Source organism: Empedobacter sp. UBA7494, assembly GCF_002478465.1.
Classification (GTDB): Bacteria; Bacteroidota; Bacteroidia; order Flavobacteriales; family Weeksellaceae; genus Empedobacter; species Empedobacter falsenii_B.
Genome location: NZ_DLOC01000091.1, coordinates 1 through 15,868 on the forward strand (window position 1 = coordinate 1; position 15,868 = coordinate 15,868).

The following is a 15,868-nucleotide window of genomic DNA, read 5'->3' on the forward strand; positions in this document are numbered from 1 at the left end:
TTATCAATATTATTTATTAAATTTGTAAAAATCCAAAACCTTATAATTAATGCATGTAGATAATTTTCTTTCAAAAAAATTCAATTTAGCTTTACCATACTGGACAATCATCTGTCCCATTCTTGCCATATTTTCATTAACTATAGCCGAAGGATTTAAAGATCAGATGTGGTTTTCAGCAATCTTAGGAATTATTCTAATTTCAGCTGTTTTATCAGCCGTACATCACGCGGAAGTTGTTGCACATAAAGTTGGCGAACCTTTCGGAACCATTATATTAGCTTTAGCTATTACAGTTATAGAAGTTTCGCTTATTGTTTCATTGATGATGTCCGAACCTACTGGCTTCCCTTCTGTTTTGGCAAGAGATACCGTTTTTGCTGCTGTAATGATTATTCTTACCGGAATTATCGGAATCTGTTTATTGGCTGGAGGAGTTCGTTATAGAGAACAGAACTTTATCAAACAAGGTGTTTCAACTGCTTTAATTACTTTAGTTGCAATATCTATATTAACCTTAGTTTTACCTAATTTTTTAACTTCAGAAAAAGGAGGAGAATTTTCGACAAGTCAATTAATTTTTGTCGCAATTATTTCTCTTATTTTATATGGCGGATTTATTTCTGTCCAAACCATTCGTCATCGCGATTATTTCTTACCGCAAACTAGCAAAGATAATGTGACATCAGAATTACATGTCGAAAAACCAAATTTATTGACTACAATCTCGAGTTTAGTTTTATTATTAGTTGCTTTGTGTGCAGTTGTTTTATTATCAAAAAAATTATCGCCAACCATCGAAACAATTGTGATGGATTTAGGTGCTCCAAAATCATTGGTGGGAATTATAATTGCCGTAGTTATCTTATTACCAGAAGGTTTAGCCGCATATAAAGCCGCAAAACAAGACCGTTTACAAACAAGCCTTAACTTGGCTTTAGGCTCTGCTTTAGCATCAATTGGATTAACAATTCCTGCTGTAGCAATCGTATGTTATTTTACAGGACTAGAAGTAACATTAGGAATAGATGCAAAATCATCTATCTTATTAGTATTATCCTTATTCACTGTTTATTTATCATTAAATTCTGGTCGAACAAATATTCAGCAAGGAATTGTTTTATTAACACTTTTTGCTACGTATTTATTTACAACAATAGTTCCTTAAAGGAAATTTAAAGACATAAAAAAACGACTCAAAATTTAATTTTGAGTCGTTTTTTATTATTTTTTTGGTAAAGAAACCATATTCGAATCTAACTTTTGATCTTTTTCTAAGAATATTTTTCCTCTCAAAATACTTTGAATTGTATTGATTAATTCTTTCTCGAAAGAATCTCTTAATTGAGATTGATGAAAAATTAACGAAACTTCACGTGTTGGAACTGGCGACTCAAAGTTTTTAACAAATTTCTTATACTCTTGTGGCAAATCATCTGCAACCAAAGCAGGCAACAAGGTCATTCCATATCCATCATTTGCTAATTTAACTAAGGCTTCAAAACTTCCTGAATCTAACTTAATCGGACGATTTTTCAGATTAGAAGTATCACATAAAGCCAACACATTATTTCTGAAACAATGTCCTTCTTGCAAGATTAATAAATCAGAAGTGTTTAGATCATCTTCATTGATTTTATCTTTGTCAGATAAGCGATGCCCGTTTGGTACATAAGCCACCAATGGTTCATAATAAAGAGGTTTTTCGATAATTTGATCTTCGAAAAGTGGCGAAACCACAATACCAAAATCCAACGAACCATCTTTTATTCCTTTTATAATTTTATCCGTTTGCAATTCTTTGATAATAAGATTCGATTTCGGATTATTTTTCTGAAATGTTTTATAAAATAATGGTACCAAAGAAGGTAAAACAGTAGGAATAACACCAATAATGAAATCACCTTCTAACAAACCTTTTTCTTCGTTTACCAAGTGTTTCATTCGGTTAGCTTCCATTAAAATTGTTTTTGCTTGCGCAACAATTTTCTCTCCAATTTGAGTGATTTTGATTGGATGCGATGTTCTATCGAAAATATCAATATTCAATTCTTTTTCCAATTTCTGAATCTGCATACTCAATGTTGGTTGAGTTACAAAGGATTTATCAGCAGCAATTGTAAAGTTCTTATGCTCAGCCACTGCCAGCACATATTGTAATTGTACTAATGTCATATATAAAAATTGATATCTATAAATTTTTGTGATAAAGATATACATTATTATATTATCAATCTATATCTTAAATCATAATTTAATCCATAAAAAAAGCCCGAATAAATTCGAGCTTATCATTAAATATAAATTTAATTATTTGTTTAATTGTTTCTGAATTTCAGCTGTCCAATCTTGTAATTTTTTAGCATCTTCTGGTTTCAAAGTTTGAGTAAAACCTTGTAATTCTTTTTGAAAATCTACTGATTGTTTTGTCAATTCAGCTAATTTATTTGCATCACCAGCAGTTGCAGCTAATTTCATGTCAGCAGCCCATTTGTTGTATTTTCCAACAAATTCAGTAATTTTTGGATCAGAGAAAGTTGGTAAATCTTTTGCTACATCAGCAACTTTATCCATTGTCTCTTTTCCAGCTTCTACTTGCTCTTCTACTGTATTTGCTACATTTTCTTGCGTATTTTCTACTTTTGCATCTACTTTTTCTTTTTCAGATTTACAAGAAGATAAAGAAACTACACCTAATACTGCAGCAGCTAAAAATAATTTTTTCATTTTTAATTAGAGTTTTAAAGTTAATATTATTGATTGTTCAAGTTAAACAAATCTAACGATTTATTTCTGTTAAATTTTTAATTTTCTTTCGAGAATTGGACTTCATATAAATTGGCATAATAACCTTTCTGAGCCAACAATTCGCTATGTGTACCTTGCTCAACAATCATTCCATTATCCATCACAATAATTTTATCTGCATTTTGAATCGTCGCCAAACGATGTGCAATAATGATAGAAGTTCTACCTTGTGTTAGCTTATCCGTTGCTTTTTGTATCAATTCTTCCGACTCTGTATCAATAGAAGAAGTAGCCTCGTCCAACACCAAAATCTCTGGATTATAAATATATGCTCTCAAAAATGAAATCAATTGACGTTGACCTACAGAAAGTGTCGAACCACGCTCGCTTACCTCACTGTAATAGCCTTTTGGTAATGACATGATAAAATTATCAATTCCAATAATTTTCGCAGCATTTTGTACTTCTTCCAACGAAATATCTTTATTACCTAAAACAATATTGTCATAAATCGTTGTATTAAACAAGAAAACATCCTGCAAAACAACTGCAACGTGTTGACGTAAATTCTTCAATTCCATATCATGAATATTTACATCATCTATTTTAATTGTTCCAGAATCTATGTCATAAAAACGACTCAATAAATTAATTATAGTAGATTTTCCTGCACCTGTGGCACCTACAATTGCAATTTTTTCACCTGGTTTTGTCGAAAAAGAAATTCCTTTCAAAACCAAATTATTCGGAACATAAGAAAACTTCACATTTTCAAAATCGATTTTACCTTTTACATGATCTAATTTTATTGTTCCATTATCTGGTAAAGTTTGATCATCATCAATAATTTTGAACACACGATCCGCTCCTACCAAACCACGCTGAATCGTATTGAAACGCTCTGCTATTGCACGCATTGGAGCAGTTAACAACGTAACATATTGTGTAAAAGCAATCAAATCTCCGACAGAAACATCTCCATAAACAGCAGTTCTAAGCCCTCCAAACCAAATCAAACTTCCCGTTGCTAAAGCCGAAATAATATCGACAACAGGAAACATTAATGAAAAATAGAAAACTGTTTTTAGATAGTTTTTCTTTAAATCATTATTAATCGAAACGAATTTGTCATATTCTGCTTGCTGACGATTAAAAACCTGAATAATATTCATTCCTGTTAATCGTTCTTGCACAAACGTATTTAATTTCGCCACAATTGTACGTTCTTCTTGGTATACATTTTTCAATGCTTTTTGGAATAATCGTGTAATAATCATCATCAACGGAAGAATCACAATCACAACCGTTGCCAAAACCCAGTTCATCCAATACATCACAAAAACGATGAAAACGATTTTCAATACATCGCCTAACATCACTAAAATTCCGTCGTTGAAAACCTCTGCAATCGTTTCAATATCAGAAACTGAACGCGTCACCAAAACGCCATTTGGCGTTTTATCGAAATAACCAAGCTTGAATTTTATCAAATGATTATACAAACGAACACGCAACAAACGGATAACTCGCTGTGCAACAACATTCGCTAAATAAACCATAAAAAAAGACAAAATTCCTTCGAAAACTAATACCAAAGATAGTTTCACGATTTGCATTTGAAGTCCTGGTAAATCTTTTGTCTGAATATAATCATCGATGATATTTCCCGTTAAATACGGACGATAAACAGAAAAACACGCACTAAAAACCGCTACAAAAACCACCGACCAAAACATCACTTTGCTTTGCGCCCCGATTTGTAAAACACGTTTTAATCCATTAAAATCAAACGATGTATTTTCGTTATTTGAACTCATTTTTAAATAATTCTTTTGGATATTGAACATCTACCAAATACAATCCTTGCGCTGGCGCCGAAGCTCCTGCCGAAGAACGTTGTTTTTGTTCAATAATTTCTTCAAAATCATGGATAGAAATTCTTCCTAATCCAACCTCAACCAATGTTCCAACAATTGCGCGCACCATATTTCGCAAAAAACGATCGGCAGTGATTTGAAAAACCAATTGTCCGTTTTCATTTTTGCGCCAAAACGCCTCTCTTACATCGCAAATATTTGTTTTCACATCGGTATGTAATTTAGCAAAACTTCCGAAATCTCCTTGCTTAATTAACAATTTTGCTGCTTCATTCATTTTTTCAATATCCAATTCTCGGTTAAAAATCCAAGCACTATCAAAAGCAAAAGGATCTTTGAAAGGTGAAATAAAATAATTGTACGAACGCGAAGTCGCATCAAAACGCGCATGCGCTTCATCATCCATCAAAAATAAACGATAAGCAGCGATGTCTTTTGGTAAAAAAGAATTTAATTTTTTGATTAAATCAACCGATAATTCATCTTCATAATCAAAATGAATAAATATCTTTTTCGCATGAACACCAGAGTCTGTACGCCCTGCTCCGACAATCGAAATTTCTTTTCTTAAGATTTTAGACAATCTATCTTCAATAACTTCTTGAACCGAAATTTGATTAGGTTGAATTTGATAACCAAAATAATTTTTTCCGTTGTATGCTAATTCTAAAAAATATCGCAATTGTTGTAAATTTGAGCAACAAAAATACAACCTTTTGAAGAAAATTCTTTTACTTTCGGACACGCATTCTTATATCGACGATAGAATTTTGGAATATGCACAACAAGCAGACGAAATTTGGCATGCTGGAGATATTGGCGATATTTCTGTAACCGATAAATTGGCTGAAATAAAACCTTTGCGTGCTGTTTATGGAAATATTGATGATAATAAAGCTCGCGCAGAATTCCCGCTCAACAACAGATTTACGTTGGAAGGTGTTGATATTTGGATTACGCATATTGGCGGTTATCCAGGAAAATATAATCCTGCAATTCGAAAAGAAATCACAGAAAATCCTCCGAAATTATTTATTTGTGGACATTCACATATACTAAAAGTGATGCCTGATAAACAATTGGGTTTAATTCATATGAATCCTGGCGCAGTTGGTAAACACGGTTTTCAGAAAGTTCGTACGATGTTACGATTTGAGTTGAATAAAGGAAAAATTGAAAATTTAGAAGTGATTGAGTTTAAGAAATGATTTGCGAGGTTCGTAGCTCGAAATGCGAAATGCTGTAAGCGAAACTATAATTTTTTTGAATTATATTGAATGTAAAATGAATAAGCAAATTATTATAAACGGTTCTCACAATAGAGATGGTGACACAACGAAATTGATTCAAGAAATTTATCCTGAAATAGCTTGTTTAAAATTGATTGATTATACTATTGAACTTTATAATGATGATGAAACTTATTCTGACAAAGATCAATTCTTAGAAATCATTAATCAAATTATAGAATTTGAAGAAATAATTTTTGCGACACCGGTTTATTGGTATTCGATGAGTAGTTTGATGAAAATTTCTTTGATCGATTAATAAATTTAATTAGTTCTCAAGAAACAATTGGACGAAAATTAATGGGTAAAAAAGTACGTGTTATCACAAGTTCTATCGAAAATCATTTGGATGATAATTTCTTTTTACCTTTTATTGAAACTGCAAATTTTCTTCATTTAGAATATATTGGAAGAAAACATTATTTGAAGCAAAACAACGTATAATAACGAAGTTTGAATTACTATTTAGGAAATGAATAAGCGAAGTTCGCATTTCGAGTTTTGCACTTCTAACCTCCCTTTATTTGGCCAACTTGAATTCTTTCAGAATTGTAATAAACTTCGGATTAGTGATATATTCTCTAAATTCGTGCGAATCTTGTCCGGAAAAATCAGTTTCTTCTAAAAATGTATAATTTTTAGAAAGTTCATCAAACAAATCTTTTTTGTAACCAAAATCTGTCGCAATCAAACTTCGAGATAAAAATCCAATCTTTCCTTTCCCTAATACATAATCCGTGTCATTTATCGTGATATGCATACGTTTTAATTGAGGTGTAAACGTTTTTAATTGATTATTATCCAACGTAAAATCAATTTTTCCAATTGCAGGCGCCAACATAATACTATAAATTTTATTGTTATTTTCTAACAAAGTTTCTGCATTCGTAAAATCCACATGATGCGCATTTTCAGCACGTTTTATTTCACTTTCGCGTAACGAAGGATTCACAAGTGAACTCAAAACAACCGATGCGCCACGACTATGCGAAATCAAATAAACATCTTTGTTATGAATGACATTCAAAATTCTACGAAGTCCAAAAACGCCCGCCATTTGGCTATTTGTCGTTGCACTTACCCAAACTTTTGCTGCTCCAAAAAGACTTTCGTTCACCAATCCATCCCAATAAAAATTAATTACCTCATCATTCGAAGAATTAATATTCATATAAGTTTTGGCTTTGTTGTAATTTTTCAAGCTAAACATATAATCATTGTCAATTCCATGCACAAAAATGATGACACGTTTCTTATTTTTAACTCTTTTTTCGATATTTTTCAAACGCAAACTTTCATAAGAAGTTAATTGATTTTGAAAATTGCTTTCAGTCGCAATTTTCATTAATGAATAATCTCTACGACTTGCATTTTTAGGAGGTTTACCATACGATTTCAACCAATTATCTGGGTAAAAATTTCCGTTTTGATCCACAAAAGAACTTGTTGTATTTGGTTGAATAAAATTATTTGGATTCTGAGAGGTTGGCACATTATGTATTGCTGCACATGACGTTAAAAAACTAATCACGAAGATATAAAACAAGTTTTTCATATGATAAAAATTGGTATGCGAAGTAACTACAATTTTCTTTATTTCGCAATAGATTTTGTACCTTCAACCATAAGTTTAACAAGGTTTTAAGTGAAATATACAATCAAACAAATTTTAGACGAAACAAATCATCGTGCTTGGCAATATCCTTCAAAATCGTGGAAATATTATCAAGAATGGAACAAAGCTTTATTTTTTCATTACAGAATTGACAAAGAAATTTTGAGAGAATTAGTTCCAAAAGATTTAGAAATTGATGAAATAAATGATTCTGCTTGGGTTTCGCTTGTCGCCTTTACAATGGAAAAAATTCGACCTCGCTTTTTTCCTGCATTCTCTCCTATTTCTGATTTTGACGAAATTAATTTGAGAACCTATGTGACAAAAGACGAAAAACCTGGCGTTTATTTTTTATCGATTGAAGCTGGAAAATTATTTTCTGCAATTTTAGCTAAATCATTATCAGGTTTACCATACGAAAAATCAAATATCAACAGAACCGAAAATTCTTATCAAGCCAATCATCCCAAACGAAATTTCTCTTTATTAACGGATTTCCATGTTGGAATGCAAGTAAAACACAAAACTGAATTGGATTTATTTTTGACTGAACGATATTGTTTGTATTTGGAAGATCACAATCAATTGTTTCGTTATGAAATTCAACATTTACCATGGAAAATCAATCAACTTGAATTAGATTTTTTAACGATTGATTACCAACTTCAAGATTTAAATATCCATTCGAGACCAGATTTAGTGCATTATTCAGAAGGTGTGCAAGTTGTCGCTTGGGAGAAAGAAAGAGTTTAACAATTAAATTTTCTTCTTCAACAAATGTTGCATTCCATTGAACCATTCACGTTGAGAACCGTCATCTATATAACCGACTTTTAGATACAAATCATATGCTGATTTATTGTTGAAATTAACCGCTAAAACCAATTCATCAATTGTAGGAAAATTATCTTTTACAAAATCATCCATCAAATTCATCGAAATTTTTCCGTAACCCTTTCCTTGAAATTCTGGATTTATCGATAAAGAACGCAACAACAACGAATTCGTATTATTCGTCATCTCCAATTTATCGTCACCATAATCTAACACAAAAAAACCAATTGGCACTTCATCTAACAAAATTGTAATTGGTTTTGCATGTCCATCTGTGCGTAATTTCAAACGCTCAAAAGTCTCGCTAGGCAAGGCTGTAAAAGGAATTTGGTCTTCTGGCAAATTGTATAACAAAGCATCGTGATGTTTGGTTTCTGTATGTTTGAGTTGAATTGTCGACATGCTAATTATTTTAATTAAAATTAATCAAAACATTCTAAATCTTATGTAAAAACAACAAGGTTTATCTATTAAATTTTAACGAATTATCAATAAAAATTTAAAATCATTCTAACTAAAATACTTTTTAAATTGTAGATAATTTCAATCTAAAATCTACAATTATGGATAATCAAAATAAGTTAAATATTCAAATCGGGACAACTCAAAATACAGATGGTATCTATGTAGAAGTCACAGAAAATGGACCTTATATCTTGCACGGAAAACCTAAAATTGTTCAGCAATTTATCGTTCCAAATCAGCAAGGAATTTCTATCAATTACCAAGAAGGAGAAGAATTTGAAGCAAAAGATGCAACTTATATTTGTCGTTGTGGATTATCCCAGCACAAACCTTATTGTGATGGTTCGCATAAAAAAGCAACAGAAAATGGTGTGGATTTAACTGAAAAAGCAACTTTCAATCCCGAATTATTAACTGCAGAAGTTATAGAAGGACCTGTTGTTTCGCTCACTGATGACGAAAAATTATGTGCTTTTGCTCGATTTTGTGACAATGGAAAACGTATTTGGAACCAAGTTGAAGATTCTACACAAAACTCTGTTGATTTGAGTGTTGAAATGGCACATCATTGTCCTTCTGGACGGTTGATTGTTTGGGATGAAAATAATCAACCAATTGAAGATGATAACACCTCAGCTTCTGTTGGAATTATTGAAGATGTTGCGAATGATTTGAGTGGTCCTTATGCATTATGGGGAGGAATTCCGCTAAAAAGTGCGAATGGCGAATATTACGAAGTGCGAAATCGACAAACAATTTGCCGTTGTGGACAATCTTCTAATAAGCCTTTTTGTGATGGAACACATGCTTCTATGAGATTTCAAGATGGATTACCAAAGCAACCAAAAGCAGACGGGAAAGTTTTTTAATAAAATGATATTAACATAAAAACGCTCAAGAAAATCCTGAGCGTTTTATGTTAATAATGATGTTTATATTTTTAATTATTAATAACACCAGAACCTAAAAGTTCGTCATCAACATACCACGCACAGAATTGACCTTCTGTAATTGCAGATTGAGGATTTTCGAACTCGACATACATTCCGTTTTCAGCTTTGTGTAAAATTGCTTTTTGCAAAGGTTGACGGTAACGAATACGCGCCATCACTTCCATTGTTTCGTCTGTTTTTAAAGTTAAATCTTCGCGAACCCAATGTACTTCTTCCTCTTTTATAAACAATGCTTTCTTCAACAAACCTGGGTGATTTGCACCTTGACCTGTGTAAACAACATTTGTCTCTACATCTGTATCAATAATAAACAAAGGTTCTACTTTTCCTCCAACTCCCAATCCTTTTCGTTGACCGCGAGTGAAATAATGTGCACCTTGATGTTTACCTACAATTTCTCCGTCTTCTTGTTTATATGAGAAACCTTTTGCTTCGAAATCTAATGCTTCATATTTATTTGCAAAAGTTGGAATTTCTCTTTTATATCCGTTCCAATCTTTGGCTATTTCTACAATTACACCTTCTTTTGGTTTTAATTGTTGTTGCAAAAATTCGGGTAAACTAACTTTTCCAATAAAACATAAACCTTGCGAATCTTTCTTATTCGCTGTAACCAAGCCTTGCTCTTGCGCAATTCTTCTTACTTCTGGTTTTTCTATATCTCCAATTGGGAATAATGCTTTGCTTAATTGATCTTGCGACAATTGACACAAGAAATACGATTGATCTTTATTGTTATCATAACCTTTTAACAATTGAAAAATCTCTTTTCCATTTTCATCAATTGTAGAAGTTTTTCGTGCATAATGTCCTGTTGCAACGTAATCTGCTCCAAGTTCTAAAGCTGTTTTCAAAAACAAATCGAACTTAATTTCTCGGTTACACAACACATCAGGATTTGGTGTTCTTCCTTGCTCGTATTCATTGAACATATAATCTACAATACGTTCTTTGTACGAATCAGACATATCAATTACCTGAAAAGGAATATCTAATTTTTTAGCTACCAACAAAGCGTCTGCACTATCTTCTATCCATGGGCATTCATCTTCCAACGTTACTGATGCATCGTTCCAATTACGCATAAATAATCCGATCACATCATAGCCTTGCTCTTTTAGCAAATAGGCTGTAACACTTGAATCTACTCCTCCAGAAAGTCCTACGACAACTCTTTTCATCTTAAAAAATTTCAGTCTACAAAGTTATAAAATAATATTCGACGAATGACGATCCAACATCAATCTATTTTTTGAATGAGTTTGACTGAAAAAATAGGATAAAAATAAGGGTACAAATTCCAGTTAAAAATGGATAATATAAGTTTGATAAAACATCAACCGAAGAAACCTTTGTTCTACTTGAAATTGTATTTGCAGCAGCAACAGCAGCCAAAACTTGTGCACCATAAGGTAAGATTCCTTGTACAAAACATGAAACCGTATCCAAAATACTTGCCACACGTTTTCCCTCTAAATCATGATGATCAGAAATATCTTTTGCAATTTTACCACAAATCAAAATTGTAATCGTGTTATTTGCCAAACAAGCATTCGCCAAAGCTGTAAGCGATGCAATACTCATCTCAGCCTGACGTTTTGTTTTAATATTTTTGGTTAGATGATAAATGATAAAATCTAATCCGCCATTCAAACGAATAATTCCAACAATTCCACCAATAATTAAACAAATAATACTCAACTCAAACATTCCTTTAAAACCTTCATTAATAGAAGATACTAAGTCTAGTAAAGGAACACCAGAATAGAACAAACCAATTCCAAAAAACGAAAGAATTCCTACAATTAAAGCCCAAATCACATTAATTCCAGAGATTGCTAGTCCAAAAACTAATAGATAAGGTAAGATTAAAATCAAGTCAAAATCTAACTGTTTTCCTTGGAAATTGGTTGTGTCAAAATGTTGAGAAAGTGAAAAATATATAATCGTCGAAACAATAGCTGCTGGAACTACTATTCGAAAATTAGTTTTAAATTTAGATTTCATGGTCACTTCTTGCGTACGTGTTGCAGCAATTGTTGTATCAGAAATAAATGATAAATTATCGCCAAACATCGCTCCACCAACCACTGCACCTAACAAAATTGGCATAGAACCTGGGATCATTTTATCCATTTGCACTGCAATCGGAGCAACAGTTACAATTGTTCCAACCGATGTTCCCAAAGCAGTCGCAATAAAACAAGACAACAAAAAGAAACCTGCTACAATAAAGGAAGAAGGAAGATAATTCAAAAATAAATTCACTGTTGATTCTACAGCACCAATTGTAGATCCTAAACTTCCAAACGCTCCAGCGAGAAGAAAAATTAAAATCATCAACATAATTGTTTCTTCACCCGCATTCTTACAAAAAGCCTCGGCTTTCGTATGAAATGAAACCTTAGGGAATTGAACAAATGCAATTACGAGCGCCAACATGAAAACAACCAATGCTGGAACGGAGTAAAAATCGTTTAGATAAATAGAAGCCGAAAAATAGACAAGTATGAAAATGATTAAAGGCAATAAAGCCCAAAAATTTCCTTTTTTTATGATCATATTACTAAAAATTCAGAAAAATATTCTGCAAATATCTATCGAAATTTTAAATCATGAAAATCAAATATTTATTGATTTATAAGTTTTTAGGACAGTAGAATAAAAAAAGGAACATCTTTCGAAAGATATTCCTTCATTTAGAAAAATTTTCTAAAAACTGTATTTTTATTTCGCAATTAATTTATTTGTTTGTGAAATTGCGCGTTCATTTTTTTCTTCAATCCAAGTTTTACCTTTTATTTTTCGCATCACATTATCGTATGTACGCATCAAAAATATGTTATAAATCGCTTCGGACAAATTTTTTGGTTTATGTGCCAACGAACGCAAACTCATCGAGAAACCTGGCGTCAAATATTTCATATAATGCCACCAACCTTCTGGCATATAAAGCATTTCTCCGTGTTTTAAGTCTGCTACCATCGGATTTATATTTTTCAGCGCTGGCCATTTATCAAAATCAGGATTATCAAAATCAATATCTTCTCGACAAATTACCGAATGCGGAATTTTGTACATGTATTTCGAATCCTTTGGCGGAACAATAATACAACGTTTTTTTCCTGCAAAATGAAAATGTAAAATGTTCGCTAAATCGATATCATAATGCATAAAAACATTCGATCCTTCACCTCCAAAAAATAACATTGGCATCGATTTGAAAAGATTCAAACCCAAATCTGGCATTTTATAATCTTGTTGCAATTGCGGAACTTGACTCATCAAATTGTACAAAAATATACGCAAATCTGTCGGCTCACTTTGCAACAAATCTACATATTCAGACATTTTCATCTTTGCTATTGGTTCATTTACTTTCTTCGTATAATCAACCGGATCATTATTGTATAAAGGGACAACCTTGTTGCCTGCAACTTGTTTTATATACTCAAAATTCCACTTTTCGTACGCAGGCCAATCCTCTGTAATTCGCTCTACTACAACTGGTTTTTGAGGTTTAACGTAATATTTCTGAAAATCTTTTGCAGAAATACTTTCTACTCTTTCAACTTCTGTGAAATTAAAATTCATCTTTTATGTAAAATAAAGTGCAAATTTACTTAACTTTTTTGTTAAATCTGAACGATGCAATTATTAAACCAATCTTTTTTAAATATGATTTAATAATTATTTCTGATTTGATAATTTATTAAATATACATTGAACTTTACAATAACTGATGATAGAAAACACATCAATTCTTTCATTATCTTTACATTGAATTTTTAAAATTGATTCGTTGAACACAAAAAATCTATTTTTTTCCTTTTTTTTTATTCTGCTGAATACATTTTGTTGTGCACAGCAAATTTATCCGTATTTGGAACTTCAAAATGAAGAAGATTTTGAAAAAATAGAAGCAATTTCTCTCGAAAATGACTATAATTTTCATCATTTATTGGGTAATTTGAGTCATAATTTTACATTTCAGAACAATTCTTCGGAAGATATTTTGGCTAAATTTATTTATCCTTATCAAGCTTCTCAAAATGTGTACGAATTAAAAGCTTTTGTAAATGATAAAGTTTTCGAAATTCAATCCAAATCTATTGTAGATATTCGAAAAGAGTTAAAAAATATTGATGCTTCAACTATTTTTAAAAATCAACAAAACAATCAAGTTTTACAATTAGATTTAGGAAAAATTCCTGCACATGCTACACTAAAAATTCAGCTAAAAGTTTCGAAAATTATTGAAGAAAATAGTTTGAATTATCAAGTTTCATTTTTAGAATTTATCGTTAAACGAACAGAATCTTTTACCCAAATTCATCGTTGGAACAATCAATTGAATGGTTACCCGAAAAACATAAATTCAGTTATTCATCTTTCGGGAAATTTTCCGATTTCAAAAATTGTTTCTGATTTAAAATTTTCAAAGGAAAATGATCGAAATTATGTTTCAAAAAATTTCGATAAAAAGATTCCAACTCTTCAATATGCTTATACAAAAAATGAACTACAAACAGGAATTGAAACGTTTACTGAAAATGGTTGCGATTATATTTTAGGAACAATTGAACCTGCAAATAATCCTTCTAAATACAATGCTCCGCGAGAATTTTTGTTCGTTTTGGATGCTTCTGGTTCTATGATGAATCAACCAATTGAAACCACCAAAAAATTGATGAATCAACTTCTTCCAAATCTAAACGAAACAGATAAATTTAATATGTTGGTTTATTCTACGAAAAATGAATTAATTTTTAATTCTTCTCAATTTCCAACGAAAGAAAACATCACTTTAGCTTTAGAAAAAGTTAATTCTTTGAATGGAACTGGCGAAAAATTATTGGATGAAGCAATAGAGCAAATTCAGAAAAATCCTTTTGATAAAAACTATAAAAGAATCATCGCAATTATTTCTGATGGAGCGATAAATTTGAATGAAACGGTTTATAATTCACTCCGAAATTATGCAAAAGATACTCAATTTATAACATTAGGAATTGGAAAAGAATTGGATTATCATGCGATGAATTTCATAAGTTTAGCAACAGGAACGCTTCCGATTACAGTCAATGAACCAAAAGAATTGAATCAAAAAACAGCTCAATTTCAGCAAGCTGTTTTGAATTCTTCTATTTATCACCTTAAAGTTCAATCATCCCAAATCAACCTCAACGAAACGTTTCCGAAGAATTTCAATACGTATTTAGCTCAAAATTCGGTCAATTTTGTTTCGCGCGATTGCAATCGTCGTTATCCAAAAAAAATCGAAATTATTGGTAATCAATCCAACCAAAATTTCACTCAAAACTTTGAGATTAAACAACCAAATCCAAGTGAATTTACCGAAGCAATTAAGTTTTATTGGGCAAAACAAAAGATCGATTATCTCTTAAAAGATGAAGAACGTTGCGGTGAAATGTGCAAAAAAGATGGACGATATCGAAAAGAAATTGAGAAAATTGGAACTGAATTTAATATTTCAACACCTTATAATTTATTGATCCAGAAAGGAAATGTAGAAAATTACAACAATGATTATGATACAGATGGCGATGGCGTGATGGATATTGAGGATAAATGTCCATATATAAGGGGAAATCGTTTTGGAAATGGTTGTCCAGAAAGCAATTTGAGTGATAAAAAGATTGGAAATTATGTTCAAGATTATTCAAATTATTTAATGGAAACCGTCGAATTTGATTTTGATAAAGCTGAAATCAGAGCTATTGATTATCCAAAATTGAATGAAGTTGTTGCAATTATGAAACGAAATCCATCACATCATTTTGTTATCGAAGGTCATACAGATGCGGTTGGAACAGAATCTTACAATATAGATTTATCACAACGAAGAGCAAACGCTGTGTTGAATTATTTGATAGAAAAAGGCTTAAATAAAAATCGATTTTCAATTTCTGCCAAAGGTTTTTCGGATTTGAAATACAAAGAATGTAATCCTGCCACAAATTGTATTGATTGGAAAAATTTTGAGAATAGACGAGTTAGATTTAGGATAAAATAATTATTGTAACAAAAAAAGACCAAGCTTTCACTTAGTCTTTTGTATCTTAT

General features: G+C 31.4%; 16 protein-coding genes. 7 read left to right on the plus strand and 9 right to left on the minus strand.

The features are described from left to right. The first annotated feature begins 49 nt into the window (after positions 1-49). Positions 50-1,168: a calcium:proton antiporter gene (locus tag B4E95_RS10525; protein ID WP_291091453.1), complete on the plus strand. Its 1,119-nt coding sequence runs from the start codon at positions 50-52 to the stop codon at positions 1,166-1,168. Between the two features lie 56 nt (positions 1,169-1,224). On the opposite strand, the gene B4E95_RS10530 is transcribed toward B4E95_RS10525, so the two are convergent. The 4 genes from B4E95_RS10530 to truA all read right to left on the minus strand — a co-directional run bounded on the left by B4E95_RS10530 (position 1,225) and on the right by truA (position 5,307). Further along, entirely contained in the window at positions 1,225-2,175 is a 951-nt protein-coding gene (locus B4E95_RS10530) for a LysR substrate-binding domain-containing protein (RefSeq protein ID WP_038333906.1), read from the minus strand. A gap of 135 nt (positions 2,176-2,310) precedes the next feature. Further along, on the minus strand, positions 2,311-2,727 hold the full coding sequence (locus B4E95_RS10535) for a hypothetical protein (RefSeq protein ID WP_280062513.1): 417 nt from the start codon (positions 2,725-2,727) through the stop codon (positions 2,311-2,313). A 77-nt stretch (positions 2,728-2,804) separates the two neighbouring features. After that, entirely contained in the window at positions 2,805-4,565 is a 1,761-nt protein-coding gene (locus B4E95_RS10540; RefSeq protein WP_286479684.1) for an ABC transporter ATP-binding protein, read from the minus strand. Further along, positions 4,552-5,307 (minus strand): tRNA pseudouridine(38-40) synthase TruA, encoded by a 756-nt coding sequence (truA, locus tag B4E95_RS10545; RefSeq protein WP_286495396.1) that lies wholly within the window; start codon positions 5,305-5,307, stop codon positions 4,552-4,554. Before truA ends, B4E95_RS10540 begins: the two co-directional genes overlap by 14 nt. A 34-nt stretch (positions 5,308-5,341) precedes the next feature. Here truA and B4E95_RS10550 point away from each other — a divergent pair, with 34 nt between their 5' ends. The 3 genes from B4E95_RS10550 to B4E95_RS10560 all read left to right on the plus strand — a co-directional run bounded on the left by B4E95_RS10550 (position 5,342) and on the right by B4E95_RS10560 (position 6,358). Beyond that, on the plus strand, positions 5,342-5,833 hold the full coding sequence (locus tag B4E95_RS10550) for a metallophosphoesterase family protein (RefSeq protein WP_286495395.1): 492 nt from the start codon (positions 5,342-5,344) through the stop codon (positions 5,831-5,833). Positions 5,834-5,909: 76 nt separating this feature from the next. Further along, on the plus strand, positions 5,910-6,173 hold the full coding sequence (locus tag B4E95_RS10555; protein ID WP_291059348.1) for a flavodoxin family protein: 264 nt from the start codon (positions 5,910-5,912) through the stop codon (positions 6,171-6,173). A 41-nt stretch (positions 6,174-6,214) separates the two neighbouring features. Then, complete coding sequence (locus B4E95_RS10560; protein WP_286495393.1) at positions 6,215-6,358, plus strand: hypothetical protein; 144 nt, start codon at positions 6,215-6,217, stop codon at positions 6,356-6,358. A gap of 76 nt (positions 6,359-6,434) precedes the next feature. Here B4E95_RS10560 and B4E95_RS10565 read toward each other — a convergent pair whose 3' ends face one another. After that, complete coding sequence (locus B4E95_RS10565; protein ID WP_286495392.1) at positions 6,435-7,469, minus strand: alpha/beta hydrolase; 1,035 nt, start codon at positions 7,467-7,469, stop codon at positions 6,435-6,437. A 90-nt stretch (positions 7,470-7,559) separates the two neighbouring features. Here B4E95_RS10565 and B4E95_RS10570 point away from each other — a divergent pair, with 90 nt between their 5' ends. Next, complete coding sequence (locus B4E95_RS10570; RefSeq protein ID WP_291091454.1) at positions 7,560-8,282, plus strand: YqjF family protein; 723 nt, start codon at positions 7,560-7,562, stop codon at positions 8,280-8,282. 3 nt (positions 8,283-8,285) lie between these two features. On the opposite strand, the gene B4E95_RS10575 is transcribed toward B4E95_RS10570, so the two are convergent. After that, the gene (locus B4E95_RS10575) at positions 8,286-8,765 is read right to left on the minus strand and encodes a GNAT family N-acetyltransferase (protein WP_291077418.1); all 480 of its coding nucleotides are present in this window, start codon (positions 8,763-8,765) and stop codon (positions 8,286-8,288) included. Positions 8,766-8,926: 161 nt separating this feature from the next. On the opposite strand from B4E95_RS10575, the gene B4E95_RS10580 reads away from it, so the two are divergent. Beyond that, complete coding sequence (locus tag B4E95_RS10580; protein WP_286495388.1) at positions 8,927-9,697, plus strand: CDGSH iron-sulfur domain-containing protein; 771 nt, start codon at positions 8,927-8,929, stop codon at positions 9,695-9,697. A 71-nt stretch (positions 9,698-9,768) separates the two neighbouring features. Here B4E95_RS10580 and mnmA read toward each other — a convergent pair whose 3' ends face one another. The 3 genes from mnmA to B4E95_RS10595 all read right to left on the minus strand — a co-directional run bounded on the left by mnmA (position 9,769) and on the right by B4E95_RS10595 (position 13,375). Continuing rightward, positions 9,769-10,962, minus strand: a complete 1,194-nt coding sequence (gene mnmA / locus B4E95_RS10585; RefSeq protein WP_291091455.1) for a tRNA 2-thiouridine(34) synthase MnmA — start codon at positions 10,960-10,962, stop codon at positions 9,769-9,771. Positions 10,963-11,026: 64 nt separating this feature from the next. Further along, positions 11,027-12,343: a Na+/H+ antiporter NhaC family protein gene (locus B4E95_RS10590; protein ID WP_291077421.1), complete on the minus strand. Its 1,317-nt coding sequence runs from the start codon at positions 12,341-12,343 to the stop codon at positions 11,027-11,029. Between the two features lie 165 nt (positions 12,344-12,508). Beyond that, on the minus strand, positions 12,509-13,375 hold the full coding sequence (locus tag B4E95_RS10595) for a cupin-like domain-containing protein (protein WP_291077423.1): 867 nt from the start codon (positions 13,373-13,375) through the stop codon (positions 12,509-12,511). Positions 13,376-13,664: 289 nt separating this feature from the next. Here B4E95_RS10595 and B4E95_RS10600 point away from each other — a divergent pair, with 289 nt between their 5' ends. Next, on the plus strand, positions 13,665-15,818 hold the full coding sequence (locus tag B4E95_RS10600; protein WP_291091456.1) for an OmpA family protein: 2,154 nt from the start codon (positions 13,665-13,667) through the stop codon (positions 15,816-15,818). Positions 15,819-15,868: the final 50 nt, after the last annotated feature.

What these genes read in the sequence shown, in the direction of transcription:
- B4E95_RS10565 (WP_286495392.1), bottom strand. Translation starts at nt 7,469, where the DNA reads ATGAAAAACTTGTTTTATATCTTCGTGATTAGTTTTTTAACGTCATGT.
- B4E95_RS10595 (WP_291077423.1), bottom strand. Translation starts at nt 13,375, where the DNA reads ATGAATTTTAATTTCACAGAAGTTGAAAGAGTAGAAAGTATTTCTGCA.
- B4E95_RS10560 (WP_286495393.1), top strand. Translation starts at nt 6,215, where the DNA reads ATGGGTAAAAAAGTACGTGTTATCACAAGTTCTATCGAAAATCATTTG.
- B4E95_RS10525 (WP_291091453.1), top strand. Translation starts at nt 50, where the DNA reads ATGCATGTAGATAATTTTCTTTCAAAAAAATTCAATTTAGCTTTACCA.
- B4E95_RS10530 (WP_038333906.1), bottom strand. Translation starts at nt 2,175, where the DNA reads ATGACATTAGTACAATTACAATATGTGCTGGCAGTGGCTGAGCATAAG.
- B4E95_RS10590 (WP_291077421.1), bottom strand. Translation starts at nt 12,343, where the DNA reads ATGATCATAAAAAAAGGAAATTTTTGGGCTTTATTGCCTTTAATCATT.
- B4E95_RS10540 (WP_286479684.1), bottom strand. Translation starts at nt 4,565, where the DNA reads ATGAGTTCAAATAACGAAAATACATCGTTTGATTTTAATGGATTAAAA.
- B4E95_RS10555 (WP_291059348.1), top strand. Translation starts at nt 5,910, where the DNA reads ATGAATAAGCAAATTATTATAAACGGTTCTCACAATAGAGATGGTGAC.
- mnmA (WP_291091455.1), bottom strand. Translation starts at nt 10,962, where the DNA reads ATGAAAAGAGTTGTCGTAGGACTTTCTGGAGGAGTAGATTCAAGTGTT.
- B4E95_RS10580 (WP_286495388.1), top strand. Translation starts at nt 8,927, where the DNA reads ATGGATAATCAAAATAAGTTAAATATTCAAATCGGGACAACTCAAAAT.
- B4E95_RS10535 (WP_280062513.1), bottom strand. Translation starts at nt 2,727, where the DNA reads ATGAAAAAATTATTTTTAGCTGCTGCAGTATTAGGTGTAGTTTCTTTA.
- B4E95_RS10575 (WP_291077418.1), bottom strand. Translation starts at nt 8,765, where the DNA reads ATGTCGACAATTCAACTCAAACATACAGAAACCAAACATCACGATGCT.